Source organism: Phyllobacterium myrsinacearum, from assembly GCF_014138285.1.
Taxonomy (GTDB): domain Bacteria; phylum Pseudomonadota; class Alphaproteobacteria; order Rhizobiales; family Rhizobiaceae; genus Phyllobacterium; species Phyllobacterium myrsinacearum_A.
In genome coordinates, this window is sequence record NZ_JACGXN010000001.1 from 1529825 (window position 1) to 1554884 (window position 25060).

Annotated in this window: 25 protein-coding genes and 1 tRNA gene; 22 read left to right on the top strand and 4 right to left on the bottom strand. The window is 52.9% G+C overall.

Annotated elements, in window-relative coordinates; translation table 11 throughout:
- The first annotated feature begins 188 nt into the window (after positions 1 to 188).
- Positions 189 to 1454, top strand: coding sequence for a transcription termination factor Rho (gene rho / locus FHW16_RS07570; protein ID WP_091879370.1), 1266 nt, complete (start codon positions 189 to 191; stop codon positions 1452 to 1454).
- Positions 1455 to 1459: 5 nt separating this feature from the next.
- Here rho and FHW16_RS07575 read toward each other — a convergent pair whose 3' ends face one another.
- Positions 1460 to 3469, bottom strand: coding sequence for a thioredoxin domain-containing protein (locus FHW16_RS07575; protein WP_182548461.1), 2010 nt, complete (start codon positions 3467 to 3469; stop codon positions 1460 to 1462).
- Between the two features lie 73 nt (positions 3470 to 3542).
- Between FHW16_RS07575 and mnmE the strand changes: the two genes are divergently transcribed.
- The 5 genes from mnmE to FHW16_RS07600 all read left to right on the top strand — a co-directional run bounded on the left by mnmE (position 3543) and on the right by FHW16_RS07600 (position 9304).
- The gene (gene mnmE, locus FHW16_RS07580; RefSeq protein ID WP_182548462.1) at positions 3543 to 4880 is read left to right on the top strand and encodes a tRNA uridine-5-carboxymethylaminomethyl(34) synthesis GTPase MnmE; all 1338 of its coding nucleotides are present in this window, start codon (positions 3543 to 3545) and stop codon (positions 4878 to 4880) included.
- Between the two features lie 141 nt (positions 4881 to 5021).
- Positions 5022 to 6890 carry a tRNA uridine-5-carboxymethylaminomethyl(34) synthesis enzyme MnmG gene (mnmG, locus tag FHW16_RS07585; RefSeq protein ID WP_182548463.1) on the top strand — a complete coding sequence of 623 codons (1869 nt, stop codon included), beginning with the start codon at positions 5022 to 5024 and terminating at the stop codon, positions 6888 to 6890.
- Complete coding sequence (gene rsmG / locus FHW16_RS07590) at positions 6887 to 7525, top strand: 16S rRNA (guanine(527)-N(7))-methyltransferase RsmG (protein ID WP_182548464.1); 639 nt, start codon at positions 6887 to 6889, stop codon at positions 7523 to 7525. The genes mnmG and rsmG overlap by 4 nt, the downstream gene beginning before the upstream one ends.
- 58 nt (positions 7526 to 7583) lie before the next feature.
- A complete protein-coding gene (locus FHW16_RS07595) occupies positions 7584 to 8378 on the top strand; it encodes a ParA family protein (protein WP_182548973.1) in 795 nt (264 codons plus the stop codon).
- Between the two features lie 38 nt (positions 8379 to 8416).
- A complete protein-coding gene (locus tag FHW16_RS07600; RefSeq protein WP_182548974.1) occupies positions 8417 to 9304 on the top strand; it encodes a ParB/RepB/Spo0J family partition protein in 888 nt (295 codons plus the stop codon).
- A gap of 78 nt (positions 9305 to 9382) precedes the next feature.
- On the opposite strand, the gene holA is transcribed toward FHW16_RS07600, so the two are convergent.
- A complete protein-coding gene (gene holA, locus FHW16_RS07605) occupies positions 9383 to 10432 on the bottom strand; it encodes a DNA polymerase III subunit delta (RefSeq protein WP_182548465.1) in 1050 nt (349 codons plus the stop codon).
- 410 nt (positions 10433 to 10842) lie between these two features.
- On the opposite strand from holA, the gene FHW16_RS07610 reads away from it, so the two are divergent.
- The 15 genes from FHW16_RS07610 to FHW16_RS07680 all read left to right on the top strand — a co-directional run bounded on the left by FHW16_RS07610 (position 10843) and on the right by FHW16_RS07680 (position 22911).
- On the top strand, positions 10843 to 12144 hold the full coding sequence (locus FHW16_RS07610) for a site-specific integrase (protein WP_182548466.1): 1302 nt from the start codon (positions 10843 to 10845) through the stop codon (positions 12142 to 12144).
- Positions 12145 to 12380: 236 nt separating this feature from the next.
- Complete coding sequence (locus tag FHW16_RS07615; RefSeq protein WP_182548467.1) at positions 12381 to 12665, top strand: hypothetical protein; 285 nt, start codon at positions 12381 to 12383, stop codon at positions 12663 to 12665.
- Between the two features lie 80 nt (positions 12666 to 12745).
- Complete coding sequence (locus tag FHW16_RS07620; protein WP_182548468.1) at positions 12746 to 13273, top strand: hypothetical protein; 528 nt, start codon at positions 12746 to 12748, stop codon at positions 13271 to 13273.
- Positions 13270 to 14622 (top strand): AAA family ATPase, encoded by a 1353-nt coding sequence (locus FHW16_RS07625; protein ID WP_182548469.1) that lies wholly within the window; start codon positions 13270 to 13272, stop codon positions 14620 to 14622. Before FHW16_RS07620 ends, FHW16_RS07625 begins: the two co-directional genes overlap by 4 nt.
- A gap of 173 nt (positions 14623 to 14795) precedes the next feature.
- On the top strand, positions 14796 to 15272 hold the full coding sequence (locus FHW16_RS07630) for a hypothetical protein (RefSeq protein WP_182548470.1): 477 nt from the start codon (positions 14796 to 14798) through the stop codon (positions 15270 to 15272).
- Between the two features lie 79 nt (positions 15273 to 15351).
- Positions 15352 to 15726: a hypothetical protein gene (locus FHW16_RS07635; RefSeq protein ID WP_210278032.1), complete on the top strand. Its 375-nt coding sequence runs from the start codon at positions 15352 to 15354 to the stop codon at positions 15724 to 15726.
- On the top strand, positions 15726 to 16325 hold the full coding sequence (locus FHW16_RS07640) for a hypothetical protein (protein WP_182548472.1): 600 nt from the start codon (positions 15726 to 15728) through the stop codon (positions 16323 to 16325). Before FHW16_RS07635 ends, FHW16_RS07640 begins: the two co-directional genes overlap by 1 nt.
- Positions 16326 to 16339: 14 nt before the next feature.
- Positions 16340 to 16777 (top strand): hypothetical protein, encoded by a 438-nt coding sequence (locus FHW16_RS07645; protein ID WP_182548473.1) that lies wholly within the window; start codon positions 16340 to 16342, stop codon positions 16775 to 16777.
- 654 nt (positions 16778 to 17431) lie between these two features.
- Positions 17432 to 17821 (top strand): helix-turn-helix domain-containing protein, encoded by a 390-nt coding sequence (locus FHW16_RS07650; protein WP_182548474.1) that lies wholly within the window; start codon positions 17432 to 17434, stop codon positions 17819 to 17821.
- A complete protein-coding gene (locus tag FHW16_RS07655) occupies positions 17802 to 19040 on the top strand; it encodes a hypothetical protein (RefSeq protein ID WP_182548996.1) in 1239 nt (412 codons plus the stop codon). The genes FHW16_RS07650 and FHW16_RS07655 overlap by 20 nt, the downstream gene beginning before the upstream one ends.
- 10 nt (positions 19041 to 19050) lie before the next feature.
- A complete protein-coding gene (locus tag FHW16_RS07660; RefSeq protein WP_182548475.1) occupies positions 19051 to 19674 on the top strand; it encodes a hypothetical protein in 624 nt (207 codons plus the stop codon).
- A gap of 109 nt (positions 19675 to 19783) precedes the next feature.
- A complete protein-coding gene (locus FHW16_RS07665) occupies positions 19784 to 21742 on the top strand; it encodes a phage tail tape measure protein (protein WP_182548476.1) in 1959 nt (652 codons plus the stop codon).
- An 8-nt stretch (positions 21743 to 21750) separates the two neighbouring features.
- Entirely contained in the window at positions 21751 to 22095 is a 345-nt protein-coding gene (locus FHW16_RS07670; protein ID WP_182548477.1) for a hypothetical protein, read from the top strand.
- Between the two features lie 220 nt (positions 22096 to 22315).
- On the top strand, positions 22316 to 22705 hold the full coding sequence (locus tag FHW16_RS07675; RefSeq protein ID WP_182548478.1) for a hypothetical protein: 390 nt from the start codon (positions 22316 to 22318) through the stop codon (positions 22703 to 22705).
- 32 nt (positions 22706 to 22737) lie between these two features.
- Positions 22738 to 22911: a helix-turn-helix transcriptional regulator gene (locus tag FHW16_RS07680; RefSeq protein WP_210278033.1), complete on the top strand. Its 174-nt coding sequence runs from the start codon at positions 22738 to 22740 to the stop codon at positions 22909 to 22911.
- A gap of 31 nt (positions 22912 to 22942) precedes the next feature.
- Here FHW16_RS07680 and FHW16_RS07685 read toward each other — a convergent pair whose 3' ends face one another.
- Entirely contained in the window at positions 22943 to 23140 is a 198-nt protein-coding gene (locus FHW16_RS07685) for a hypothetical protein (protein WP_182548480.1), read from the bottom strand.
- 205 nt (positions 23141 to 23345) lie between these two features.
- Between FHW16_RS07685 and FHW16_RS07690 the strand changes: the two genes are divergently transcribed.
- Entirely contained in the window at positions 23346 to 24134 is a 789-nt protein-coding gene (locus FHW16_RS07690; RefSeq protein WP_246711632.1) for a DNA-processing protein DprA, read from the top strand.
- Between the two features lie 801 nt (positions 24135 to 24935).
- On the opposite strand, the gene FHW16_RS07695 is transcribed toward FHW16_RS07690, so the two are convergent.
- Positions 24936 to 25010 (bottom strand) — tRNA-Gly (locus tag FHW16_RS07695).
- Between the last annotated feature and the right edge of the window lie 50 nt (positions 25011 to 25060).

Below are 25060 nucleotides of genomic sequence, written 5' to 3' on the forward strand. Positions count from 1 at the left end.
TTATTTTCTGCCTGAAATCAATACCACTCATGAAACCTCTTGCCCTTGCAGTCATGATTGGCTAGATAGGGGCTCTTCTCTGGAAATACCGCCATAGCGATCTTCAGCCATTCATACATGGCACTGCATTCCGGCATCGTCATTTCCCTTCCCCATTTCAAACCTATAAAATTAAGAGTTCCGCACACATGCAGGAAATGAAACTACAAGAACTCAAGAACAAAACGCCGGTTGATCTTCTGGCGTTTGCCGAAACACTGGAAGTCGAAAACGCCAGTGTCATGCGCAAACAGGAACTGATGTTTGCGATCTTGAAAAAACTGGCTTCCCAGGATGTCGAAATTATCGGCGAAGGCGTGGTCGAGATATTGCAGGATGGCTTCGGCTTTATGCGTTCTGCCAATGCAAACTATCTCCCTGGCCCCGACGACATCTATATCTCACCATCGCAGATCCGGCGGTTTTCATTGAAGACCGGCGATACCGTAGAGGGCCCGATCCGCGGCCCCAAGGAAGGCGAACGTTATTTTGCCCTCCTTAAAGTCAACACCATCAATTTTGAAGACCCGGAAAAGATCCGCCACAAGATCCACTTCGACAATTTGACACCGCTCTATCCGAATGAGCGTTTCAAGATGGAGCTGGAAAATCCAACCACCAAGGATTTGTCTGCGCGCGTTATTGATCTGGTGGCGCCCCTTGGTAAAGGCCAGCGTGGTTTGATCGTCGCTCCGCCGCGTACCGGTAAGACTGTTCTCCTGCAGAATATTGCTCATTCCATCACCGCAAACCATCCGGAATGCTATTTGATCGTTCTTCTAATTGATGAACGTCCGGAGGAAGTCACGGATATGCAGCGTTCCGTGAAGGGTGAAGTTGTTTCTTCCACATTCGACGAGCCAGCATCCCGTCACGTTCAAGTGGCCGAAATGGTCATCGAAAAAGCAAAGCGCCTTGTTGAACACGGCCGCGACGTAGTCATTCTGCTTGATTCTATCACGCGTCTTGGTCGCGCTTACAACACAGTCGTGCCGTCATCCGGCAAGGTTCTGACCGGTGGTGTGGATGCCAATGCGCTTCAGCGCCCCAAGCGCTTTTTCGGTGCCGCTCGTAATATTGAAGAAGGCGGATCGCTGACAATTATTGCGACAGCCCTTATCGATACCGGCAGTCGTATGGATGAAGTGATCTTTGAAGAATTCAAGGGTACGGGCAATTCGGAAATCGTGCTCGATCGCAAGGTTGCAGACAAGCGTATCTTCCCGTCCATGGATATTCTGAAATCCGGTACGCGCAAGGAAGACCTGTTGGTACCGCGTCAGGATCTGCAGAAGATTTTTGTTCTGCGCCGAATTCTCGCACCGATGGGCACGACAGACGCAATCGAGTTCCTTATCGATAAGTTGAAGCAGACCAAAACAAACGGCGAATTCTTCGATTCGATGAATACATAACAGCCCTAGGGTTGTGGTTTGAGTAGTGCTTCCAGCGCCTCGGCCGTTTCCACAGGAGCCAGACAAATGAACCCGCGGCACAGATAGGCCGCGGGTTTTTTTATGGTGATTTCACCACTACCGGGCACCAGTTCGATTGTGGCAGCCTCCTTGAACTTGATCCAGATATCAATACGGCGCGGGTCTGGATATCTGGCCGCTAGGCGAAGGAGCGGGTGGTCCTTGTCCGGGGCGACAAGGACAAGCTTCATGGGTTCGAGCAACAAGCTTGCGCTGTTGATAACGCCAGCTTGGCCGTAGCGCTGTTCGAGAACGCGTCCGAGCGCATTCTCTGCCAATTGTTCTGCGCGCTGTTGCAAAGTATGATCCGTTGTTGCGGTTGCAAGCCGTGTGATGGCCTCAATGATTTGTCCAGTGGCGCTTGGTATGGCTTCATCTTGGTCACCACGTACGCGGATGATCACGTCGGTACTGTCTGAGGCGCTCAGCGCATGATTGCCATCTTCTGTAAGATGCCAAAGATCAAGAGAATGGAGCCAACGGGCTGCGTCGTCGAGGAATGCTTTCTCGTATGTTGCCTCATAAAGAGAGATCGCGGCATTGATCATGGATGCATAATCTGAAGAGAGGCATGGAAAAAGGCGAGATTTTTCAAGGACGGAGTGGGGCAAACGTCCATCAACCATCGATTCGGATATGGAACGATATGATGCCAATGCCAGCCCAAGCCAATCATCGCGCTCAAGCAACCGGGCAGCTTCCGCAAGTGCACGGATCATCAGTCCATTCCAGTCGGTAAGAGACTTGTCGTCGCGTTGAGGATGAATGCGGGCCTCACGCCGGTTGAAAAGGATGCTGCGCGTTTTCTTTAAACTTTCTTCAGCACCTGAATCCAGCAGGTCAGGTGACTTCAGACGATTCAGAATTGTTTTGCCTTCCCAATTTCCCTCCGGGGTGACGTCATAGGTTGCACAAAAAAGATCAGAACCGCGCGTGTCTGCGATCTCGTTTGCAGCCCATACATAGAACCGCCCCTCTTCTCCCTCGCTGTCCGCATCCAAGCTCGAGGCGAAACATTGTCCATTCGCCAGCATTTCACGCTTCAGCCAATCTATCGTCTCTTCGATTCGTAAGCGGAACAATTCATCTTTGGTTTCCGCATAGGCGTAGGTCGCATGGCGTATGAACTGCGCATTGTCGTAGAGCATCTTTTCAAAATGTGGGACAAGCCAGCGATCGTCAACGGAATATCGGGATAACCCGCCACCAAGATGATCATAAATTCCACCTTGCAGCATCATCCGTAGACTTTTGATAAAGGCATCCCGATGCTGAATATTGCCATTGCGTAGCCAGGAAAGCCAAAGCGTATCCATAAAGGGCGCGCTCGGAAATTTCGGCGCACCCGTCAAACCACCTTTTTCGATGTCGATCATGCCGGTTATATTGGCGGCAAACTGATCAAAGAGCTGTCTGTCCAGTGCCACAGGGTTTGCCTGAGCGTCTAGACGATTCCTGACATGGCTGGTTAACGCGTCGACATTCTGAACCACGCGATCGCGATCGTCACGCCACACCCTGTCAATGGACTGCAACACATCGACGAAACCGGGTCGGCCATACCGCGAATTCTTGGGAAAGTAAGTCCCTCCCCAGAAAGGTTTGCCTTCCGGTGTCAGAAACATCGTCAGTGGCCAACCGCCCTGCTCTCCCATCGCGCCCAGAGCGGCCATGTAAATCTGGTCGATATCGGGTCTTTCTTCCCTATCAACCTTGATATTCACATAGCAACTGTTCATCAGGTCTGCGACCTCTTGGTCTTCGAAGCATTCGTGCGCCATCACATGGCACCAGTGACATGCGGCATAACCTACTGAAAGCAAGATGGGCTTGCCCGCGCGCTGTGCTTCATCGATTGCCGATTTCCCCCACGGTCTCCAGTGAACAGGATTGTCTGCATGCTGGCGAAGATAGGGGCTGGATTCGTTTCCGAGTAGATTGATTGGCTGATTCATACATTGCTCCGCTCTTCCCGAATGCCTGCATGAGGGTTATCAAGGCATCAAGTGTAGCCGTGGACAAATGCAAATGAAACAGAACCAGAATTTCAGTGAAACAATATTTGCCCTGTCGAGCGGGCGCCTGCCGTCCGGTGTGGCTGTAGTCCGTATTTCTGGACCAAAGACTCGATTCGTTATCGAAACAATTTGCGGTGGTCTCCCCATACCGCGTCAGGCCGAATTGCGAACATTTCGTGATCGCCTAGCCAACCCCGTTGATCGTGGTTTGGTTCTGTTCTTCCCAAATCCAAACAGTTTTACCGGCGAAGACTGTGGTGAGTTCCACCTCCACGGCGGAAGAGCCGTTGTAGATTCAATGATATCTCTGCTTTACACATTTGACGATTGCCGCCTATCGGAGGCAGGAGAGTTCACACGTCGTGCGTTCGCAAACGCCAAATTTGATCTGACAGTAGCTGAGGGCCTTGCGGATCTAATTGCGGCTGAGACGGACGGCCAGCGCCGCCTTGCTTTGCAGATCGCGTCTGGATCCCAGGTTGAGCTGTATTCCTCCTGGCGTACAGACATGATCCGTGCGCGCGCGCTGATCGAAGCAGAGTTGGACTTTGCCGATGAAGCCGATGTGCCTGGTTCTGTCTCGGATCAAGTGTGGTTCGCGATGCAAGATCTCGCGGAGAAGATTGAACTTCATGTGGCGGATGGGAAGCGAGGAGCGATTGTGCGCGACGGCTTTCGCGTCGTTATAATGGGTGCGCCAAATGCTGGCAAGTCAAGCCTCCTCAACGCCTTGGCAGGAACCGATGTGGCGATTGTTTCTGATGAACCAGGCACGACGCGAGACCTGATAGAGATCAAGCTCGATCTGGGTGGCCTGCCGGTATTGATTACAGATACAGCGGGCCTGCGACACACTGAGGGCAAGGTGGAGAAAATCGGTATTGAACGCGCCCTTGAGCGGGCACAATCCGCCGATCTGATATTGTCGTTGACAGATATTTCCAATCCGATACCGGCACCTCTGGTGGATGTTGGAGCAAATGATGTCCTTCGCGTCGCAACAAAGACGGATATCTCGAACGGAAAGAACGCTCTTAGCAGTTTTGATCTGGGAATCTCGGCCGTATCAAAAGACGGCATTGATGACTTGCTGGGCCTTTTGAAATTGAGGGCCGAACATGCCGCCGGAAACCTGTCAGATCCCCTTCCCACTCGCCGGCGCCATATGGAGTTGCTTGGTGAGACGAGCCGCGAAATCAATCGTGCGGTGAGCGATATCGGCGCACCTCTGGAAGTTCGTGCTGAGTATTTACGTAGAGCCTCTCACGCGCTGGGGCGTATAACTGGCGACGTGGATGTCGAAGACATTCTTGATGTGGTATTCTCCGAGTTCTGTATTGGCAAATGATTCACGTGAAACATTGAGATTATAATCGGGACTGATACCACAGATTGTTTCACGTGAAACATTGTTCTCTGACTCACACTTGACTCAGGGCGGCGATTTGCCCATCAAGGCTCTTAAATCGAATCTCGGAAAGTTTGGCTCGTGGAAGACAATTTTGACGTCATCATTATTGGCGGTGGACATGCCGGCTGTGAAGCAGCGGCGGCATCTGCACGCTATGGTGCTCGAACGGCATTGGTAACCCACAAGGCAGACACAATCGGCGTTATGTCCTGCAATCCTGCCATTGGCGGGCTTGGAAAGGGTCACCTCGTCCGCGAGATTGATGCCCTGGACGGTCTTATGGGTCGCGTCGCTGATGCAGCGGGTATTCAATTCAGACTGCTCAATCGGCGCAAGGGTCCTGCTGTTCGCGGACCTCGGACGCAGGCGGACCGAAAACTTTATCGGTTGGCTATGCAAGCGGCTATTGCTGCGCAACCAAACTTGACTGTTGTTGAGGGCGGCGCAAACAACCTGGTTATTCACGATGGAATGGTTTCCGGGGTGCAGCTGATGGATGGCCGTGTGTTGTTATGCGGGTCTGTTGTTCTGACAACTGGAACATTCCTGCGCGGATTGATCCATATAGGTGAGAAGAAGATACCCGCCGGACGCATGGGTGAAGCCCCTGCGCTCGGATTGTCGGATACATTGGCTCAACATGGTTTCGCTCTCGGTCGCCTGAAAACCGGTACACCTCCCCGACTCGATGGACGGACGATTGATTGGAAAGCACTTGAGGTACAGTCCGCCGACGAGGAGCCTTTACCGTTTTCCTTGATGACAGATGGTATTACCAACAAGCAGATCGATTGCGGAATCACCCGCACCACACTGGAATCGCATGCCATAATCCGAGCGAATCTACATCGCTCTGCGATGTACTCCGGATCAATTGAGGGTATCGGCCCGCGATACTGCCCGTCTGTGGAGGACAAAGTTGTCAAGTTCGGTGACCGTGATGGACATCAGATATTCCTTGAACCGGAGGGATTGGATGATCATACGGTTTATCCGAATGGAATATCGACATCCCTGCCTGAAGATGTGCAGTTGGAGATCCTCAAGACGATACCTGGCCTTGCGCATGCGACTATGCTGCAGCCCGGATATGCCATTGAATATGATTACATTGATCCTCGCGAGTTGGATCGGAGCCTTCAAACGCGGCGTATTGCTGGTCTGTTTTTGGCTGGACAAATTAATGGAACCACAGGCTATGAAGAGGCCGCGGCGCAGGGGCTATTGGCCGGGCTCAATGCCGCAAGACTTGCGAGTGGTGGCGAGCCCGTCATTATACAGCGCACGGAGGCCTACATAGGGGTCATGGTCGACGATCTGACGTCGCGCGGTGTCAGTGAGCCCTACCGCATGTTTACCTCGCGTGCAGAGTTTCGACTGTCGCTTCGTGCTGACAATGCTGATGAGCGTTTGACCCCGATGGCCGATCGCCTCGGAATTCTCGGCCTGGACCGCAGGGTACGGTTCGAGCAGCGTACCTTGGAACTGGACGCAGCGCGGGATATGACCAAGCGCTTGTCCATTACTCCAAATGCGGCAGCGTCCATGGATCTGCATCTGAATCAGGATGGTGTCCGACGCTCAGCCTATGAGTTGCTCGCATTCCCTGATATTGATCTCGCGCGTCTGCGGAGTATCTGGCCTGAACTTGAGTCTGTGAAAGGACGCGTGGCGGAAGCTCTGGAGATTGAAGCCCAGTACGCGGTTTACCTCGAGCGGCAGAAAATGGACGTAGCTGCAATGGATCGGGAGGAAGCATTGCTCATTCCTTCGAACATCGATTTCTCTATTGTTTCTGGCTTGTCCAACGAATTGAAGCAGAAGCTTAAGCAACGACAGCCGCGATCAATTGCAGAGGCGCAGCGTATCGATGGTATGACCCCTGCTGCACTGGCACTTATTATTGCCCAAATCCGCCGAGCTTCCGTTGCGCGAGATGTCGCGTGAGTGATTGGCGCGAAAAACGCCTGCGTCAAGTCCTACCAACTGTTTCACGTGAAACAGTGACACAGCTTATTGGCTTCGAGGATCTGTTCCGAAAATGGTCAAAAGCCATTAATCTTGCGTCACCGGCAACGCTGGACGAGCTGTGGGAACGTCACATTATCGATAGTGTGCAGCTATATCCCCTTCTTCCCAATGCCAAGCGCTGGCTCGATCTTGGTTCTGGCGGCGGTTTTCCGGGTGTCATTTTGGCTATTTTGCTCAAAGAAACCGGCGGTGGCCGGATTGATCTTGTAGAGAGCAATGGTAAGAAAGCGGCATTTCTTCGAACCGCTTTGGCGCAGTTCTCGACCCCCGGCACGATCTACCCCGCTCGAATTGATGCAATGTGGGGTAAAATTCCAACGCCGGACGTGATAACGGCGCGTGCGCTCGCGCCATTGAATGAGCTTTTTGCACTTACAGAGCCTTGGTTGTCAGCTGGCGCAACGGCGCTTTTTCAAAAAGGGCGGGATTACCGGCGTGAGATCGAGGAAAGCCGTGACGGTTGGACGTTTGATCTGGTACAACATGCAAGTGTGGTCGACAATGAGTCGGTTGTGCTGCAAATCAGAAACGTGCGGCGTAACAAGCGATAAAGTAGATCACTTTCAGGTTTCGGTTGCCGATAATGATGATTTGCTCGGGAAAACAGTGATGAACAGCCAGACTCGTATCATTACCATAGCCAATCAAAAGGGCGGTGTGGGTAAGACCACGACTGCTATCAATCTGGCGACGGCTCTTGCTGCCATTGGCGAGAATGTCCTCATTGTTGATCTGGATCCGCAGGGCAATGCCAGTACCGGGCTTGGAATTGATCGCAAGAATCGTGAGCTTTCCTCCTATGATGTGCTGATGCAGACAGCTTCTGTGGAAGATGCTGCCATTGCTACGGCGGTACCCAACCTTTCCCTCATTCCGTCGACACTTGATCTTCTTGGCGTCGAAATGGAAATTGCTGGCTCCGGTGATCGGGCCACGCGTTTGCGCAAGGCTTTTCGCGGTGATAATGCGGTCTCGCCTTTTACCTACATTTTGATTGATTGTCCTCCTTCTCTTAACCTCTTGACGATGAATGCGATGGCTGCGGCTGATTCAGTTCTTGTTCCCCTCCAATGCGAGTTCTTTGCTCTGGAGGGCTTGAGTCAGCTGCTGGAGACCGTCAATCAGGTCCGCACTGCCCTCAATCCTACCTTGACGATTCAGGGAATTGTTCTGACCATGTTTGACGGGCGCAACAATCTGGCGACACAAGTTGTCGATGATGTGCGCTCTTTCATGGGCGACAAGGTATATCGGACTGTTATTCCCCGCAACGTCCGCGTGTCCGAAGCCCCCTCGTACGGAACGCCCGCTATTCTTTATGATTTGAAGTGTGCGGGTAGCCAAGCCTACTTGCAACTTGCTTCTGAAGTCATTCAAAGAGAGCGGCATTTGCGCGCTGCTTGATCGATTCGAATACGAAACATTTATGAGAGCCTATGACAATGAATGAAGATCCGTCAAAAAAGCGCCTCGGCCGTGGTCTCGCAGCGCTCATTGGAGAGATGGACCGGTTGCCGGAAGAAAGCGTGTCTCCACATATCGCCACGCTGGATCGTCAGGTGCCCATAGAATTTGTGAGCCGTAATCCACGCAATCCTCGCCGCCTGTTTACGGAAGCGGACCTGGAAGATCTGACTCAGTCGATCCGCGAGCACGGAATTGTTCAGCCTGTTGTGGTTCGTCCCGCAAAGGATGCGCCGGATCGTTATGAGCTGATTGCAGGTGAGCGCCGCTGGCGGGCCGCGCAGCGTGCGGGTCTCGCGACTGTTCCTGTTATCATTCGCGAAGTGGATGATCGTGTTGCGCTTGAACTCGCCATTATCGAGAACGTGCAGCGCGCGGACCTCAATCCGATTGAAGAAGGCATGGGCTATCAGCAGCTTATCGATGACCATGAATACACCCAGGCAGATTTGGCGCAAGTGATCGGCAAAAGCCGCAGTCACGTGGCCAATACACTGCGTTTGCTAAAGTTGCCGGAGCTGGTACGCGATCACATCACAAACGGTGCTCTATCAGCCGGGCACGCACGGACGCTGATTACCGCCGAAAATCCGGAGATTCTCGCAGAGCGCATTATTCGCGATGGCCTCTCGGTCCGGCAGGCAGAAGCTTTGGCGCAAAGTGGCGGAAACAAGCCTGCAACGCCAAAAGTCAAAGCCGATAATGACGAAAGCAAGGATGCCGACACGCGGGCGCTGGAAAAGTTGCTGTCCGATGTGACGGGAATGCGCGTTACGGTCAATCATCAGGCGAAAGGTGGCGATGTGCGTATTCATTACACCACATTGGAACAGCTGGACGAGATTTGCCGCCGGCTCCAGAACTGATGTTACGTAACGGTAAATTATACTTATAATTCAAATATTTACATCAATTTGAGCGTGAGCAGGGCGGCGGGGAGAATATTAACGCCCGCTGCGGCCCGCCCGCGCGGCTTCAGCGGCCAGTGCAATCAATGACTGGCGAATAACCGGAATCGACAGGGTCGCGTTCCGGCGGCTTTCGAGGACGGTTTTCTGCAGCCGCTCAATGGCCCTTGCACAAGTCTGCGTTGTCCAGCGTTGCAAAGCCGTTTCCACCAGTCTTCGTCGGGAAAAGAATACTGGCGGGCGAGCGGCTGCCACTGCAGAGCCGGCATTCTTGCCTTCGGTTTCCATGCCGTAACGCAAGGACTGCAGGGTCTGGAACTGCCGGATGGCCGAACTTAAAATAAGAAAACTCGACGATCCCGAGCCGATGACCCGGTCGAATGCATGGGTGAAATCGTTGAGATTGCCGGTCATCAACGCATCAATGATCGCCTCATAGGATGTCGCGCTGACATCCCCTATGACATCGCGCACATCCTCAATGGTTATGCGTTCGCGGCCATGCGCGTACAGGCAAATTTTCTCCAGTTCCGCGCGTGTTGCCAGCCGGTCGCCGCCAAGGCTTTCCTTGAGGAGATTGCGCGCGTCCAGCGTTATCTGCAGCTGATTCCTGGCGAGCATATCGTCAATGGTTGCATCCACTCCCTTGGCGTCGTCGCTGTAGCATGGGAGCGCCATGGCGACCGCGCTCTGCTCCACAATGCCACGCAGGCCGGCACCCTTTTTAAGATCGCCAGCTTCTATGAGAATGAAAGTATCGATAGGCGGTGTCTTTGTCAGATGCGTTACGGCATCGGCCAGCCCTTTTTGCCCGGCTGCGTTCCGAACCCAGATGAGGCGTTCGCTACCGAACATGGAAATAGTATTTGCTTCATCGGATAGTCGGCCTGGTTCCGCCTGAATATCATCTGCATCGAGACGAATAACGGCAAAAGGGTCGTCTTGAGTGAGGCCCGTCAGTTTTATGTAAACCCCTGCTCTTTCACTCACGAGCCCTTTGTCGGGGCCGTAGAGAAGCACAATCGGATAGGCCCGATCGAGCCTCTTCAGGAAGGAATCAACCTCATGCGCTTTCTTCTGTGCCATGGTTTAAGGGTTTAGCGCATTGAACGAGGATTGCAATTGTGCACCATAGAGTGAAGCGGTTTTCACATGTGCAGGCGGGTCTCTACCGATGCGGCGAATACCCATCGAGAAGAACTCCGACAGCAAAAAGACCCGGTAAAAACCGGGCCTTTTGAACTTCGGACAACTGGAGCGGGAGAAGGGATTCGAACCCTCGACCCCAACCTTGGCAAGGTTGTAATTTTGCGATAACGACTAATCACGACTGATAACGTTTGGCCACGTCTGGCAACTAAATTATTGTTTTTAAACGGCTTTACACGTTGCGCTTCATTTATGTAGATTGATGTCGATTACCGTCGTTTCAGCGATTTTGGTAGCTAAAAGGTAGCTCGCCGAATGTCGGCCAGAAAGATAGAGGGCTCGGGTACATGCCAAAACTAACAAAAGCACTGATCGCCGCGATGGAATCGCCAGAGAGTGGGAGCGATATTTTCTGGGACTCAAGCATTGCTGGTTTTGGCGTGCGTGTCTGGGCCGGTGGCGCGCGGACATATATCCTAAAGTATAGAAATGCTGACAGACAGGTCCGATGGCTGACGATTGGTCGCGTAGGAGCGCTGACGCTAGATGAGGCCCGTGACGAAGCACAAAAGGCGCGTGGCGCGGTCGCGAAGGGACAAGACCCGGCCGCCGAAAAGCAAGCCGCTCGCAAGGCTGAAACGATGACGCAATTGATAGACTTCTATGAAACAGAAGGATTGTTCATCCAGCGTGGCATCAGGCAGGGGGAAGCGATGAAGCCAACTACGGCGGCTTACACGGTTGCGCGTCTTCGCCATCACGTAGTTCCTCTGCTAGGACCTATGAAGTGTAAGGCGGTTACGGCGGGCGATATCGAGCGATTTGCGCGCGACGTTACCAAAGGAAAAACTGCTCGCGACGAAAAGGTAAAAGACGAAAAAGGCAAAGAACGCCGGATTATCGTTCGCGGTGGTGATGGAGCCGCTCGAAAAGTCGTTCGCGATTTATCGGCCGTATTTAGCTTCGCTAAGAGAAATGGCATCGTCACGGCAAACCCGGTGGAAACCGCGTCCGTACGAAAATCCGACAATAAGCGGGAGCGGTTCCTTGCCATTGAAGAAATTAAACGTCTTGGTGCGGCATTTGACGCATTGGAGGCCGAGGGTATAAATTCGAAGGCATTAGACATAGCGCGCTTATGGGCGCTAACAGGCGCGCGTCGCAACGAAATCGCCGGATTAAAATGGGCAGAAGTGGATCTACAGTCCGGTTTCCTGCGGCTCGAAGACTCGAAGACAGGGAAAAGCCTTCGGCCGCTCGGCACAGCAGCGCGCACTTTGCTGTCGGCCCGACATAAGACGCGAAACAGGAAATCGCCATGGGTATTCCCGGCGGAACGCGGCGACTCCTTCTATTCTGGCACAAAGCGCATTTGGCCAATGGCCACTAAGAAGGCCAAGCTTATTGGCGTGACACCGCACACACTCCGGCATAGCCTTGGCAGTATCGCAGCTTCCTCCGGTGAGGCATTGCTGATCGTCGGCAGTTTGCTCGGCCACTCTAATGCCCGCTCAACGCAAATTTATGCGCACATTGATCGTGATCCTTCACAGGTGGCAGCAAATAAGGTTGGCGACACGATTGCAGCGGCACTGGCAGGACGGAAATCCGGTGAAGTGATTCCCTTTCCGCCAGCTGTGAACGAGTAGTACTGAGGGCGGTAAAGGCGATAGCCCGTGTTGATCTCGGATCGCGCGGGCTTTTTTTGTGAACTAATTTTGGTCACCGCGCCCCCGTGGCGTTGCTAGCAGTTATCAAACATGACTGTAAGCATTCACTTCAGCGCAAACGCCACCGTGCGTGAAATGAGTTTCTCTTTTCCGTGATAGCCGAACCGATAATCTAATTGAAAACTACGCTTCATTATCAAAATGGAGCGAAAAGAATGCATACGCAGCAAAAGCCCGCCAAGGCATCCTCTCAGACCGCCGCACTGTCCTTCGAAGACATCGGAGCAAAACTTGAGCTACTGCAAACCCTCCCCAATACTGCACGTCTCACAACGCCTCAAGCATCAGAATTCTTAATTGCGCACGGTGTCCCCATCGCACCGATGACGTTGGCAATCTGGCGTTGCGTCAAATCCGATGGCCCACGCTATATAAAAATCGGTCGCCGTATTTTGTATCCGGTTGCCGATTTGCGTGCCTACGCAGGCATCGCAGCTTGAATCAGCCCCCTCAAAATTCGCATAAAAAAAGCCCCCGCGACGACCAATCACAAAGGGACTTTTCTTTAGGAATGCATGAAATGACTACAAAAACACGCTTCAGATTGCAAGTAGGCGAATCGACGTTCGGTCGCATGAACCATGCCCGGTTGAACTTGATTGGTGCTCTTGATCTGCTTAACGATGCTATGGAAAAACTTGCGAACGGCGAGTGCGTTGGCGGAAAACATGCCGTTGAAGCGGCCCATAACCAAATCGAAGACAGCGGGCGAGAAGAACTCGCCATGATTGCCAGTCTTGCCGACTTTGAACCTGTTTGGCGGATTGACGGGGCTTTGCATCAGCGTCGTAAAGAGTTTCTCAATGCCCGCGCGAAAGAGTTGGTCGCGACTGCGACGTGGACGGAAGATGCGTTCGAGATGACTTGGGACACAAACTTCATCCGCGTCGATGGAAAGGACAATTGGGTCGGAACTTCTGGCACTAGCGATTGCTGGATCTGCAACGTCGGCCTTACGTCGCTATATGCGCACCTTCACTGCGAACAACTACCCGAGAGCGTATCTCGTCTATCCAAATGGCTGCAGGATGGGCGCTCATCCCGATGAACGAGATCAATTACAAAGCAATCGATGAGCGAAATCCACCGCCGATTGATGATTTGTCCTCATATCCCGGCGAGGATTGGGGCGACCGTCAATCAAATAGCTGGACGGATGCCGATGGTGGTTTTCAATCGGCATTTTCGAACCGGGATGCAGGGCCTCGCCCGGATGCTACGCCGCTTCCGGCAGATGACGAGCAAAGGCAAGGATTCAAGCTCAAAGCAACCCCTTTCCTATGGCGTGACCCGCGCTCCATACCTCCGCGCCCTTGGTTGTACGGGCATCATCTAGCCCGACGATACGTCTCAGCTACAATCGCACCGGGCGGCATGGGGAAATCCACAAAGACAATGACCGACGCGGTAGCACTAGCCTCGGGCCGCAAGCTCTTACACGACAAGCCACGGGGTCCGTTGAGGGTATGGATTTGGAATGGCGAAGACGATCAAGAGGAACTTGAGCGTCGAATGATCGCAATCTTTATGCACTTCGACATTGCCCCGGATGACGTTGGCGACCGCTTGTTCCTCGACAATGGTCGCGACACCGTTATTCGCGTTGCCGAGGTATCGAAGGGCTCAATTGAGATAGCCACGCCTGTTGTCGACGCGCTAGAGGCCGAAATAAAAGCCAGAAATATTGATGTCCTTATCATTGACCCATTTGTATCGGTCCACTCAACGCCGGAAAATGATAACGGCGCGATGGATCGGGTTGTGAAAACCTTTGCCGCCATCGCGAACCGCACAAATTGCGCTATCGAACTCGTCCACCATTCTAGAAAACTAAACGGTGCAGAGGCCGATATTGACAGCGCCCGTGGTGGCTCCGCAATAGCGGGGGCCGTTCGTGCAGCCCGGGTCCTCAACCCGATGACGATGGAAGTAGCAAAGGAACTCGGAATACCGTCAAATGAGAGGAAAAGTTACGTACGGGTCGACGGTGCAAAAGCTAACTTGGCACCTCTCGGCGCTGCGAAGTGGTTTAAACTGGTTTCGGTTTTTCTGGGTAATGGCACCGACGACGACCCGGAGGATTCCGTAGCCGTCTCCGAACCTTGGACTCCGCCCGACGTCATGGACGACGTGACCGGGGAAGACCTCCTGAAAGCACAGCGCGCGGTTGACGGCAGGGATCTCAAATCCAGTTCACAGGCCACGGAATGGGCTGGTTACGCCATTGGGGATGCCATCGGAATCGATGCCCGTAGCGAGCCCGGTAAGACCAAGATCAAGCGTTGTCTAAAAACTTGGATTTCCACTGAGATGCTCGTTGAGAGAGAGATATTTGACGACAGAAACAGGCGTCCTGTGAAGGTAATTGTGGTCGGAAATTGGGCTTGCGCACAATGAAAAATGAAGTGTGCAAAGGTGCGCAAGGTGCGGAAAAACCGGCATACGAATCCTTCCGCGCACCACCCTCTGTAAGGGGGTGCGGAGAGGTGCGCGGCGGGTCCGTGGCGAGTGACGAGGTGAGGTGCGCAAAGGTGTTGCAGACGTGCCCCACGAAACCAGTTTCGCCCATTATGTCGGTCATCGTCAAAAATAGGATTGTGGCGGGCCATGTCATCGGTACCGAGGAGTCGTCGGTACATCAGGAAGTAGAGCGGTTCCTACTCAAGCTTTTGGCGGCCGAGGCAAACGTCCGTGCTAAAGCCGATGCGAAGGCACGGGAAGCGCGTGAAAAGGCAGAGCATAAGCAGCGTGCCGCCGATATCGCCGCTGCAAGGGCTATCGCGAACCCGACAGGACGGAAAGCAGGTGCCGAACGTAAGCGTATCGTCCAGGCACTGGCACGAAGCGAACGCTACCGGTCACTAGGAAGTGTTCGTGCTGTTGCCGACGCAATGGTGCGTGATGCCAGCCGTATCAACGTGGAAACCGCGTACAAGCAGGAGCCGCAGATTTCCCTTGCTAGCATTAAGCGACTGAATGGCGGTGTCTTCCCGTGTCACGATACCGTTCGTGGCTACATCCGCGAAGTGGTGAAAATCCCCGGATAATTCGATTTTGATGATTTGAAAAAGATCAACGCGAAATTCACCGGCGCATTGAGCCACATTGGTTTCCAACAGAGGAACCATGATGAGAATCGACCAAGTCAGACTGAGAACAATCGTTGCCGAGGCAGACGCCGCCCGCGTCGCCACGTATCCGCTGAAAGATAAGCGGAACGCGCTTATGAAAGAGATCAGCGATGTAAAAAACGCGCTTGATCCCCATTATCGCGTCTTTGGCCAAGATGGGCCGAAGCCCCACCCACGATTTTCCGAGAACGAAAAGGAACGGTCCAAATTGCGTGCCGAACTTAACGTTCTGATAAAGCGCGTCGATGATCTCGAAATCGAAATCGATGGATTGCAGGCCGAGGCTGCATCGCTGAACCAGCTTGCAGAAGCAGGCCGCGATCTCGCGCGCTCGCTTGGACAGCTTCCGGCGGAATTGGAGAGACAATAATGTCCAAGATTATCGATAAGCTTGCAGCCACGCTACAGCGCAACAAAATTGCGGTGGGCAGCATTCGCAGTGATCTTGATGCGATCCGGGAACAACGCGCTGCGCTGGTTCTAGAGCGAAGCGCTGTCGAGAATGCACGTATCGATCACGAAGAGGCTGTCGTGCGTATTGATGCGATGCTTGATGCCGCAGCACGCGGCGTTGATTGGTCAGATTCGTTGCTGGTTAGTGCAACGCCTGTCTCAAACTTGGGCGAAAGGTTTGCAGAACTGTTCTCTATCACTGTCATGGGCCTGCCTTCCGGGGCAACCGTGGTCCGTGGTGCCGACAAGACGCTTGGCGCGATTTGTGCATTTATTCCGGCCGCTAGGGCCTCAATGAGAGAAGCGTTAATCGCACGCGCATCGGCGGCTGGCACTCGGAATGGTATCAGCGCGGTTGATAGGGCAAAGAAGCTCGCCGACCTTGACGCAGAAATCTTGACTCTGGAGCGTGCGGAAGAACGTTACATTCGCACAGCAGCCGAGGTCGGTATTCGATTGGCCCGCCGCGCGGATGCCGCCGCCGCTGCCTTCCTAGCGCACGATGAGGATTTGTAACCATGTCGCGACGAATGGCAGAACTGATTTTGCGGCATGGCGATACCGCGCTCGCAGCAATGGAGCTTAACGCTACTTTCAACGCGCGGCGTCAACTTAAGCTGAAACCTCAGCCCAAGAATGCCGCCAACACCGGTAAGCCAGTCGTCGCGAAGAAAAAGCACCCTGAGCCATCGCCTGCCCAAGCACGGCGCGACGAAGCGAAGTTAAATGAACTTCTTGGGAAAGTAGATGCCGGCAACCACTCGGCAACAAGTCCACACAAGGTCACGATTATGAAAACTCTCTCAAAAGAACAGACGCAATCCGCTTGGAAGAAAGCACTAAAGCGTGAAGGTCACAGCGATGTTGCTCCTAGCGGATCCGCACCGACTGCGTCAGCAACTGGCGGCCGGTCAAAACTAAGCGCTGACCAGATCAAGGCATGCTGGAAGAAAGCTGTAGCACAATGAATTCCCTGCTTGGACACAGGGTCGGGAGTAATCCCGAGCGACCGCCGGTACGTTGGCACGCTACCGGCGGTCGTAATACCAATAAATCGAAATCAGGGCGGGTTTTCAGATGAAAATACTCCGATCTTTGCTTGCCTCTTTAACACAGGCACAGACCGCAGCGCTGCCACCGGCAAAGCGCATGCGGAGACGTCGCCGCCTTAGTACCGTGCAATCCCCAATCATGCGGAGCGGGCCACCATCCTTTAAAGGCTTTCCCGAGAACCCTCAGGACAAAAAGGTCAATAAGTAATAAATTCAATGAGTTATGAATTTAAAAGGTACTCCGACGACGGTGTGCCTATGCGGGGGACGCGGCCGCGCAAGCTTTATCTAGCGACAGATATCAATTATTGTTATGCGGAGTATGCAACGTGAATACTGATGATCATCAAACTGCAATCAAACGTTCCGTGGTTGCTGACTTTTCGGTGATAAAGCCGAGTAGTCGCTTGTGCGCTAATCAACTGCGCACCAATCAAATCGGAATGACACCTTTTCAGTTCGCCCGCTTCCTTGGTGTATCAAGAAAGTTTCTGACTACTCAGCTATTGCCACTCCCACTTGACCCAACTGGTCGAATAGATATCACCAAGGCTATTCGGTTTCTAAAGATTGCGGGATATCCCGTTTATCGATGGATTGAGCTTAGGACTGAATACGAACGCCGCGCTGCCGGTCGCCGTCATGCGTGAGTTGCCCGGCAAGCCATTTGATCCATCTGAGATAGATACCGCCGAGTTTGATTTGAGCGATTATCCTGTGGCCATTGGCAAACTCAATGATGAACGCAAGCGCCGCGAAGTTAAGCTCATAGACCTAGAAGAGCATTCCGGCGTCAGCATGAACACTATGTACGCATGGCAATCAGGGTTCCGCTCCCCAACGCTTGTCCATCTTTGCGCGCTCGCAAAATCTATGGGCTTCGAAGTCGTCATGAAACGTTCAAAACAATCGCAAGATACCCAAAAAAGGAACGCTTCAAATGGCACTCGCAACCGATAATCGTCACTATCCGATAGTGGATGAAAATGCCAATCCGTCCGAAAGCGTAACTGAGGCTATCATGAAGTCGCGATATGCGACGCTTATGATTGATAGGGACATCGCCCAGGTATTGGAAGGGCTGAACGGGAAAGCTCCGGCCGAACATCATCACCAAATACCTGACATCGAAGGTTTGTCCTTGGCGCTTGAAAACAAGATGCCGTCTGACCGGGTATTTAAGTTGGACGATCTTTCGGACGTCGACGGCGCGAATGACGCACAGACTGGATATGTTTTAGTCAAGACGCCTAGTGGATTATGGGTTGCGCAGGCGGCGTCATCGGCCCTTGGTTCTCATCAGCATGCCATAACCGATATCCAAGGCTTGAGTCAGGCGTTGACGGATCGTCAACTTATTTCGCAAAAAGGAGCGGCGGGCGGTTATCCGGGGTTGGATGCATCGGCTAAAGTACCTGTTGCACAGCTACCAGCCTTGACTACGACAGCGACTGTTGGTGCAGCGCTAGCGGGAGCAAATGGTGTTGCGACTCCAGCCGACGGCGACCGGTTCGCGGGCGTCCTTGCGGGTGCATCCACCGCGTTTTGGACAACCTGGGGCAACATCAAGGCAGCGCTCAAAGCCTATCTCGATCCGCTTTTTGTCGCGCGTAATGGCGGTGATTTGTTCTCATTACACGCTAACTGGTCGCTGAATGGCCTGTTTGTTTACAATGCGGACAAATCGCAGGTTTACAACGTGTGGACGCAGTACCGTTATGGTGTACCCACAGTAGCTGCCACCGGTGGCACGGTTCCAGTGCGCGACAGTTCGGGCGACATCACCGCGCGATTGTTTCGAACGGAGTATCAAGATCAAGGTACGCCGACCATTTATCTCGTCGGGTTGAATGCAATCGGTTCGGGGGCGGATAATTACCTACGACCCTTCAACGTCGCACATCTGGATTACAAATTTGCGCAAAGCGGTCACATCCGCAACGTGATTGAGGATCGCGCCATTGCCCGCCGCAATGAGGCTGTCACTGCATCACGCATGGCCGGTGCCGTTCAAGTCCTAATGAATATGGGCCAAGACGGGCAGGGCTCAGCAATTGAAAACTCGGCGTATGTCATCACCGGTATGAATAAGACTGAGCCTTGGCGCGTCACAATAACGAGCAGGCAGCCACAGTTGTACATCGCGAATGTTGGCTGGTTCGCAGCGTTCCCATTCTAAGGAAACTCCTATGCATAATTTCGGGAAGTTAGAAGCAAGGCCAAAGACCTTTGACACACTGGATGGTGACGGAAACGTCATCTCCAGCACAACCGTTATCGCGATGTACGATGCGAACGGTGTTTTATGGCAAGAACTCGTTGCACAATATTCCTGTGCTTTCTATATCGCTCTGGATGGGGCGGGCACGATTGTCTCTATGGAGCAAGACCCATCGCAATCACAGGTTCCCGGCTATCTAATCCTCGGCATTGATGAGAGTTTTGGTTATCTTCCTGGCTCAGTCGCCATTGCAAATGGTGTTCCTGCAAAAAGTGCACTAGGCAAGCTTTGGAGCGGGTCGGCGATAGTTGCCCGTCCGCTGACGCGGGAAGAGTTATTCCCCCCTTTAGCCAAGTGGCGTGTTGAGGCGATTATTGACCTTCACGGGCAGCAGCAACAAATTGATTTGCGTAGCCAGATCGATGCAGCAATTGAAGCGCTACCAGAGCCGGACCGCACAATCGCAAAGAGCAAACGGGTCAACGTGATGGAATACTCGCGTACCGATCAGCTGTTTGATTTGATTGGTTCGGCGATCAATATATCGGCGGATGAAATCGACGGCCTCTGGTCGCAAGCGGCGGCTCTCTAGCGAATAAACATGGAGGGCACATAATATGGCGACTCAAGTGGCAACTGCAGAAATCAAGCTTACGCTTGTTGACCGCGTCACCGCCGGTATCCGCCGCATCGCCGCCCGCATGGCTGCACTTTCAAACCGACTTGGTATCGACCGTATCAGTAAGGCGGTCGGCAATTTGGGCAATCGGATCACCAGTCTCGGATCTGCATTGGGGCGGACAACAGGTCGACTCGGCTTGTTCGCTGGCATGATTGGTGTCGGCGGCGGCGCTATCAGCGTCGCGCTGTTTGGCATGGTGAAAGGCGTCGCTGACACTGGTGCGGCGATATCGGAACTTGGTTTCAAATTAGGCATCGGCGCGGAACAACTGCAGGCATATCAATATGCTGCCAAGATATCTGGCGTCGAAAGTGAAAGCCTCGCCAAGGGTATACAAAAGCTCGGCATTAATGCCGCTGAAGCTAGCCGGGGCAACAAGGGACTAGCCATCGGCTTCAAGAGCCTGGGCGTTTCCTTGAAGGATGCACACGGGAAAATGCGCCCCATGGAATCGGTCTTGGACCAGACAATGAAGAAGCTTGCCAAGATCGAAGACCCGTTGCGACGTAACCAGTTGGCTTTCAAGCTTTTCGGTAAGTCCGGCGTTGATATGGTCAAGATGCTGTCCAGCGGTAGCAGAGGGTTGGACGACCTTTTGAACGAAGCGCGAGACTCCGGTAGCATCATGAGCCAACGTGCCGCCGATCTAAGTGGTGATTTCGGCGACAACATCGACCGGCTTTTAATTAAGCTCAATGGTCTGAAAACGTTCATTGCCGTACAACTGTTACCGGTATTCAACGATGCGGTTCTCGGCGTTACCGAATGGTACGACGCGAACAAAATGCTTATTCGTTCCACTATCGGCGAATGGGTGAAGCGGCTCACGAAATTTATGCGTGACCTTGCGGACCCCGCATCTGAAATTCGCGTTCAATTGGCGGGTGTCTCAGAAGGCTTCTCGTCGTTTCTTGCTGCGATACGTCCGGTGGTCGACTTCGTCGGCGGCCCATTCAAGGCGACGATGCTTGGAATAGCATTGTGGATCGGCGGGCCGTTGATTTCCGCCCTTGCCACGATTGGCCTCGCATTCGTAAACCTTGGAATTGTAATCCTATCTACTCCCATCGGCTGGATGCTCGCCGGTATCGCCGCGTTAGTCGCCGCTGGCTACATGCTTTATCAGAATTGGGATTCTGTCGTCGCCGGGATTTCAGCCGCGTGGGAAGGGCTCAAATCCTATCTGACTGGTGTTTGGGCTTCGATCACATCGGCATTTGATGGTGGGTTTATCCAAGGTATAACAAAGCTACTGGTTGAGTTTGCGCCTGCTACACATATCGCCCGTGCCATTGACGCAATCTTTGAGTATTTCACTGGCATCAGCTTGATTGATGAGGGTACGAAGCTTGTCACGTCCTTTGTCGATGGAATGAATTCGGGCCTTGTCGCCGTACAGGGCTGGATTCAAAGCCTTATGGATGAATACCAAAGGTTCAGTACCGAGCTAGGCTTGAAGCTGTTCGAAGTCGGCGCGAATGCCATCGGCTCATTCCTCGGCGGTCTTAAATCGATGTGGGGAAGCGTAGTTTCTTGGTTCAAGGACAGCGTAAACGACCTGATAGGATGGTTGCCGGATAGTTTGAAGACAAGCCTCGGTTTCAATGTCACGACTACCGGCGCATCGGGCGCAACACTATCGCCCGAGATAGATTCGCTTGCGCGAACCGTCGGCGCAAGCGCTGCAACGATTGGCTCCAGCATATCGATGCCGTCGCCAATCCCAACAGCTGGGCCTACTGGCACTGTTGAAACCGGTGTCGTGCAGGCTGGCACTGTCCAAGCGACGAATTTCGTTGCCCCGTCGCCCCTCCTTGTACATCAGCCACAATCTATCGACGCAAGCACGCATGTCGGTTCAATCGTTGTGCAGAGCGCACAGGGAACGCCTGCGGATACGCAAGCGGCCGTTGAAGCCGCATTACGCAATCACACAGAAGCAGCGCGACAACAGTCGCTGTCAGTTCTGTCGGATTAGGTGCGATTATGCGAGACGTCGCTGACGTATTCAACATTGGTCAGGGTGCCGTGCGTGTCGTAGTCGATGACGTGTTCATGCCACTTGTACCGACATCGCCGAGCGACGGCGCGCACCCTACCGGGACTCTAGTAAATTTCGAGGTCAACCATCCTTACGGTATCTGCACCGGCGCGCTCTATGTCCGGAAGCTGCCCCACGAGGTTCTAGCGATCATTAATGATGCGCTTAACGTGGAAGCTGAATTACTTATCACTGGCTTTGTAGTTCCGGCCCGCGCACCGTCGGGTTGTCAGATGATTCGCGGTGATATTGCAGCGGCAGTCACGCCAAAAGTAAAATTTCGGAATTAGTGAATGTTTTCAAGTTGTAAACATGTTGACTATTTTCATCAAAATAACTGTCAATAATAACTCAAGTTTACATAGTGCAAACGTGTCTACAAATAAAGTAATATGAACTGGTGTTTAGTTTTGACTTTCCACCAATATTGATCTTAATTCAAAACGACCGCACAAGCTGTTTGCAGCAACTTGCACGGTCTTACCGAAACCGAACATATGAGGTTCGATTATGGCTACGTCCATTAATACCACACGCCGCACGTTTTTCAATTTGATCCCTGCAGTAGCGCTGTTAGCCGTTGGCACCGCTAGCGCGTCGCAAGCGAAAGCTTCGCCGCTCACCCTTCTGATAGCAGAACATTGGTCCATATACTCGCAACTGGAAAATCTTTGCCCTCAGGCTGACCCGAATGACCCGGCCTATGATCCTATTGCGGCGGAATACTTCGACGGACTTTGCGTGCGCGAGTACCGTGCCCGTGAGGCCCTGCTTTCATACAGTGTGGATTCGCTTGAAGGTATCCGCGAAAAATTGGGATACATGATGCGGACGGACGTTGGGTTGCACCTGATGTTGGCCGAAGACGACGTGCATCTGCTCCTGAGTTCCTTCGCATGAGCGGAGAACCGACAGACGCCGGGAGGGAACTTATGACACCGGCTGAGGGGGCAATTTATCTACATTTGTCGGCCAGCACACTAGCCCGGTGGCGGACATATGGCGGTGGTCCACTTTACCTGAAGCTCGGAAAGAAGATTTTTTACCGGAAGTCTGACTTGGACCAATTCATTGTCGAAGCAACTCGTTCAAAAACTAGAGGCTGATGCGCGCCGCGCTACCGTCCGTTGCATTCACTCACAAAGGCTCGCAGCCGCCAAAGTCCGTTTCATCGAATACAATCTCAGCTTTTGCGTATGGCGGCCCTTCGTTCCATGTTGGGTCGCCATTATCCAACTTGATCGCCACAATAACGCGCGTGCCAACATCAGTTACTCGCCAGCGGCCAGTTGCGGTCAGGAATTCGGTGCCAATGGAAAAATCCTGTAACTTCATTATGGGTGCGTCCTACGAGGGTTTGCAGAAAATAGCTTGTGCACTGCTGGGAGTTTAGATTCAAGAAACGCCGCTATCTTATTGATAAATGACTCCGTTTTGCGTGACTAAGCCATTGACTCATAAAGCATTTTTCTCTTGACGCTGGAGGATTAAAAGGGCACAATCGAAAGGCAACCATTCCGACTCGTCAAAGGATGACGATATGCATGCATCTCAATTGAAAGCATCACGCGGGTGGAACGATTTGGACGACCAAAAATCAAAAGTTCCAGCCAGCAAATGTTATAGCCCTCCTGATAATATTTCTACAGTGATGTTGTCGGATGCGCTGGAGGATACGGGCAGATTTCCCGAAAAGCGACAGATGAGCTTCCTCGAAAAACAGGCGGCAGATCGCGCTATCGCGGATATGAAGCTTTATTTTACGGGCGACCTGTCGCTGTTGAAGAGGCCGTGTGTTGCAATTGTTGGAACGCGTCAGGTCTCAGACGCGGGCCGATTGAGAACACAACGATTAGCCCGGGAGCTAGTTAAGGCTGGCGTGGTAGTTGTCTCTGGGCTCGCCTATGGCGTTGACGCTGTTGCGCATCAGACTGCGATAGATTCTGGCGGAAGCACTATCGCGGTTCTCGGTACGCCGCTAGATCGCGCGTCACCCTCGGAGAACGCGCCGCTTCAAGAGGAAATTTACAGACGACACCTCCTATTATCTCAGTTTGAAGTAGGGGAACCGACGTTCCGCACAAACTTCCCTCTAAGAAATAAACTGATGGCGACTATCGCTGATGCGACTGTTGTAATGGAAGCATCGGACACTTCAGGGACACTCCATCAGGCCGCTGCTTGCACTAAGTTAGGCAGATGGTTGTTTATCGCGCGTTCTGTTGTTGATGACTCTAAGTTAACTTGGCCGACAAACTTCCTTAAGTACGAAACCTGTGTTCCTCTCGATAAGGTGTCCGACATAACAAGCCGGATCGCAAATCGTTAGAGTAACGCATAACATGCAAATCCATTGCAAGGCTCAATACCTGACTGAAGGCGTCGGACACATGCGTGGTTCCGACTATAATGCAATTCTTTTGGTCAAGGCCGTGAAAGGTCATCCCGTTGGAAACGGTTACACGAACGTCTCTATCTCCGGGAAAACAGTTCGCATTCAAGAAGCAAACAAAGACGACGCGCTTAAATGGTTCGGCGCTTGGGCTGCGACCATAATTGATGGTTCATCCAATTGCGACAGTAACACAGTCTTAGTGCCAATTCCTAACAGTTCAACTGTTGTAGGCGGCCCTAATACATTTCGAACAGCGGTCATTGCCCAGGCAATCAAGGTAGCATGCAGCACGCCTACCGTCGTGGCACCGTATTTGAAGTGGGATACAGCGCGCCCTAGGAGCACTGATGGCGATTCGCGAAGGCCCGAACTGTTGTTTCCGCATCTGGTTCAGGAGTACCAGTTTCCAGCTGGACGAATTGTCTTGATAGACGACGTGTATACTACGGGTGGTCATTTCATTGCGAGTACATGGCGAATTGAACACTGGGGTCGATCCGTAGACATGGGAATTTGCTGCGGTCGGACCGAACACGTACAACTAGATCATCCCTTTAAACTTGAGGCGACAGACCTTGCCGTGCCCGCGCGGGTCTAAAGAAATTGGCGGATCCCGCGTCTGGGGCAAGCTCATGGCCACCTAATCGGGCTGGTAGCTATTTGGTCGCTCGCTTCACAAATTAAAAGGGCGTCCCGAAGGACGCCTTTTTAAATACTTCAAATCATTAAAAAAACTGGAGCGGGAGAAGGGATTCGAACCCTCGACCCCAACCTTGGCAAGGTTGTGCTCTACCCCTGAGCTACTCCCGCATGCGCCAGTTTGTCTTGCGAAGCGGGGCCTATATGACCCAAGCATGGGC

Excerpts from the sequence above, each read along its gene's own strand:
- FHW16_RS07645 (WP_182548473.1), top strand. The coding sequence starts at position 16,340 with ATGGCAGAACTGATTTTGCGGCATGGCGATACCGCGCTCGCAGCAATG.
- FHW16_RS07595 (WP_182548973.1), top strand. The coding sequence starts at position 7,584 with ATGAACAGCCAGACTCGTATCATTACCATAGCCAATCAAAAGGGCGGT.
- FHW16_RS07690 (WP_246711632.1), top strand. The coding sequence starts at position 23,346 with ATGCATGCATCTCAATTGAAAGCATCACGCGGGTGGAACGATTTGGAC.
- FHW16_RS07615 (WP_182548467.1), top strand. The coding sequence starts at position 12,381 with ATGCATACGCAGCAAAAGCCCGCCAAGGCATCCTCTCAGACCGCCGCA.
- FHW16_RS07675 (WP_182548478.1), top strand. The coding sequence starts at position 22,316 with ATGGCTACGTCCATTAATACCACACGCCGCACGTTTTTCAATTTGATC.
- FHW16_RS07600 (WP_182548974.1), top strand. The coding sequence starts at position 8,417 with ATGAATGAAGATCCGTCAAAAAAGCGCCTCGGCCGTGGTCTCGCAGCG.
- FHW16_RS07655 (WP_182548996.1), top strand. The coding sequence starts at position 17,802 with ATGGCACTCGCAACCGATAATCGTCACTATCCGATAGTGGATGAAAAT.
- FHW16_RS07670 (WP_182548477.1), top strand. The coding sequence starts at position 21,751 with ATGCGAGACGTCGCTGACGTATTCAACATTGGTCAGGGTGCCGTGCGT.
- FHW16_RS07625 (WP_182548469.1), top strand. The coding sequence starts at position 13,270 with ATGAACGAGATCAATTACAAAGCAATCGATGAGCGAAATCCACCGCCG.
- FHW16_RS07660 (WP_182548475.1), top strand. The coding sequence starts at position 19,051 with ATGCATAATTTCGGGAAGTTAGAAGCAAGGCCAAAGACCTTTGACACA.
- FHW16_RS07640 (WP_182548472.1), top strand. The coding sequence starts at position 15,726 with ATGTCCAAGATTATCGATAAGCTTGCAGCCACGCTACAGCGCAACAAA.
- FHW16_RS07620 (WP_182548468.1), top strand. The coding sequence starts at position 12,746 with ATGACTACAAAAACACGCTTCAGATTGCAAGTAGGCGAATCGACGTTC.
- FHW16_RS07635 (WP_210278032.1), top strand. The coding sequence starts at position 15,352 with ATGATGAGAATCGACCAAGTCAGACTGAGAACAATCGTTGCCGAGGCA.
- FHW16_RS07575 (WP_182548461.1), bottom strand. The coding sequence starts at position 3,469 with ATGAATCAGCCAATCAATCTACTCGGAAACGAATCCAGCCCCTATCTT.
- FHW16_RS07685 (WP_182548480.1), bottom strand. The coding sequence starts at position 23,140 with ATGAAGTTACAGGATTTTTCCATTGGCACCGAATTCCTGACCGCAACT.
- FHW16_RS07680 (WP_210278033.1), top strand. The coding sequence starts at position 22,738 with ATGACACCGGCTGAGGGGGCAATTTATCTACATTTGTCGGCCAGCACA.
- FHW16_RS07665 (WP_182548476.1), top strand. The coding sequence starts at position 19,784 with ATGGCTGCACTTTCAAACCGACTTGGTATCGACCGTATCAGTAAGGCG.
- FHW16_RS07630 (WP_182548470.1), top strand. The coding sequence starts at position 14,796 with ATGTCGGTCATCGTCAAAAATAGGATTGTGGCGGGCCATGTCATCGGT.
- holA (WP_182548465.1), bottom strand. The coding sequence starts at position 10,432 with ATGGCACAGAAGAAAGCGCATGAGGTTGATTCCTTCCTGAAGAGGCTC.
- FHW16_RS07610 (WP_182548466.1), top strand. The coding sequence starts at position 10,843 with ATGCCAAAACTAACAAAAGCACTGATCGCCGCGATGGAATCGCCAGAG.
- mnmE (WP_182548462.1), top strand. The coding sequence starts at position 3,543 with ATGAAACAGAACCAGAATTTCAGTGAAACAATATTTGCCCTGTCGAGC.
- rho (WP_091879370.1), top strand. The coding sequence starts at position 189 with ATGCAGGAAATGAAACTACAAGAACTCAAGAACAAAACGCCGGTTGAT.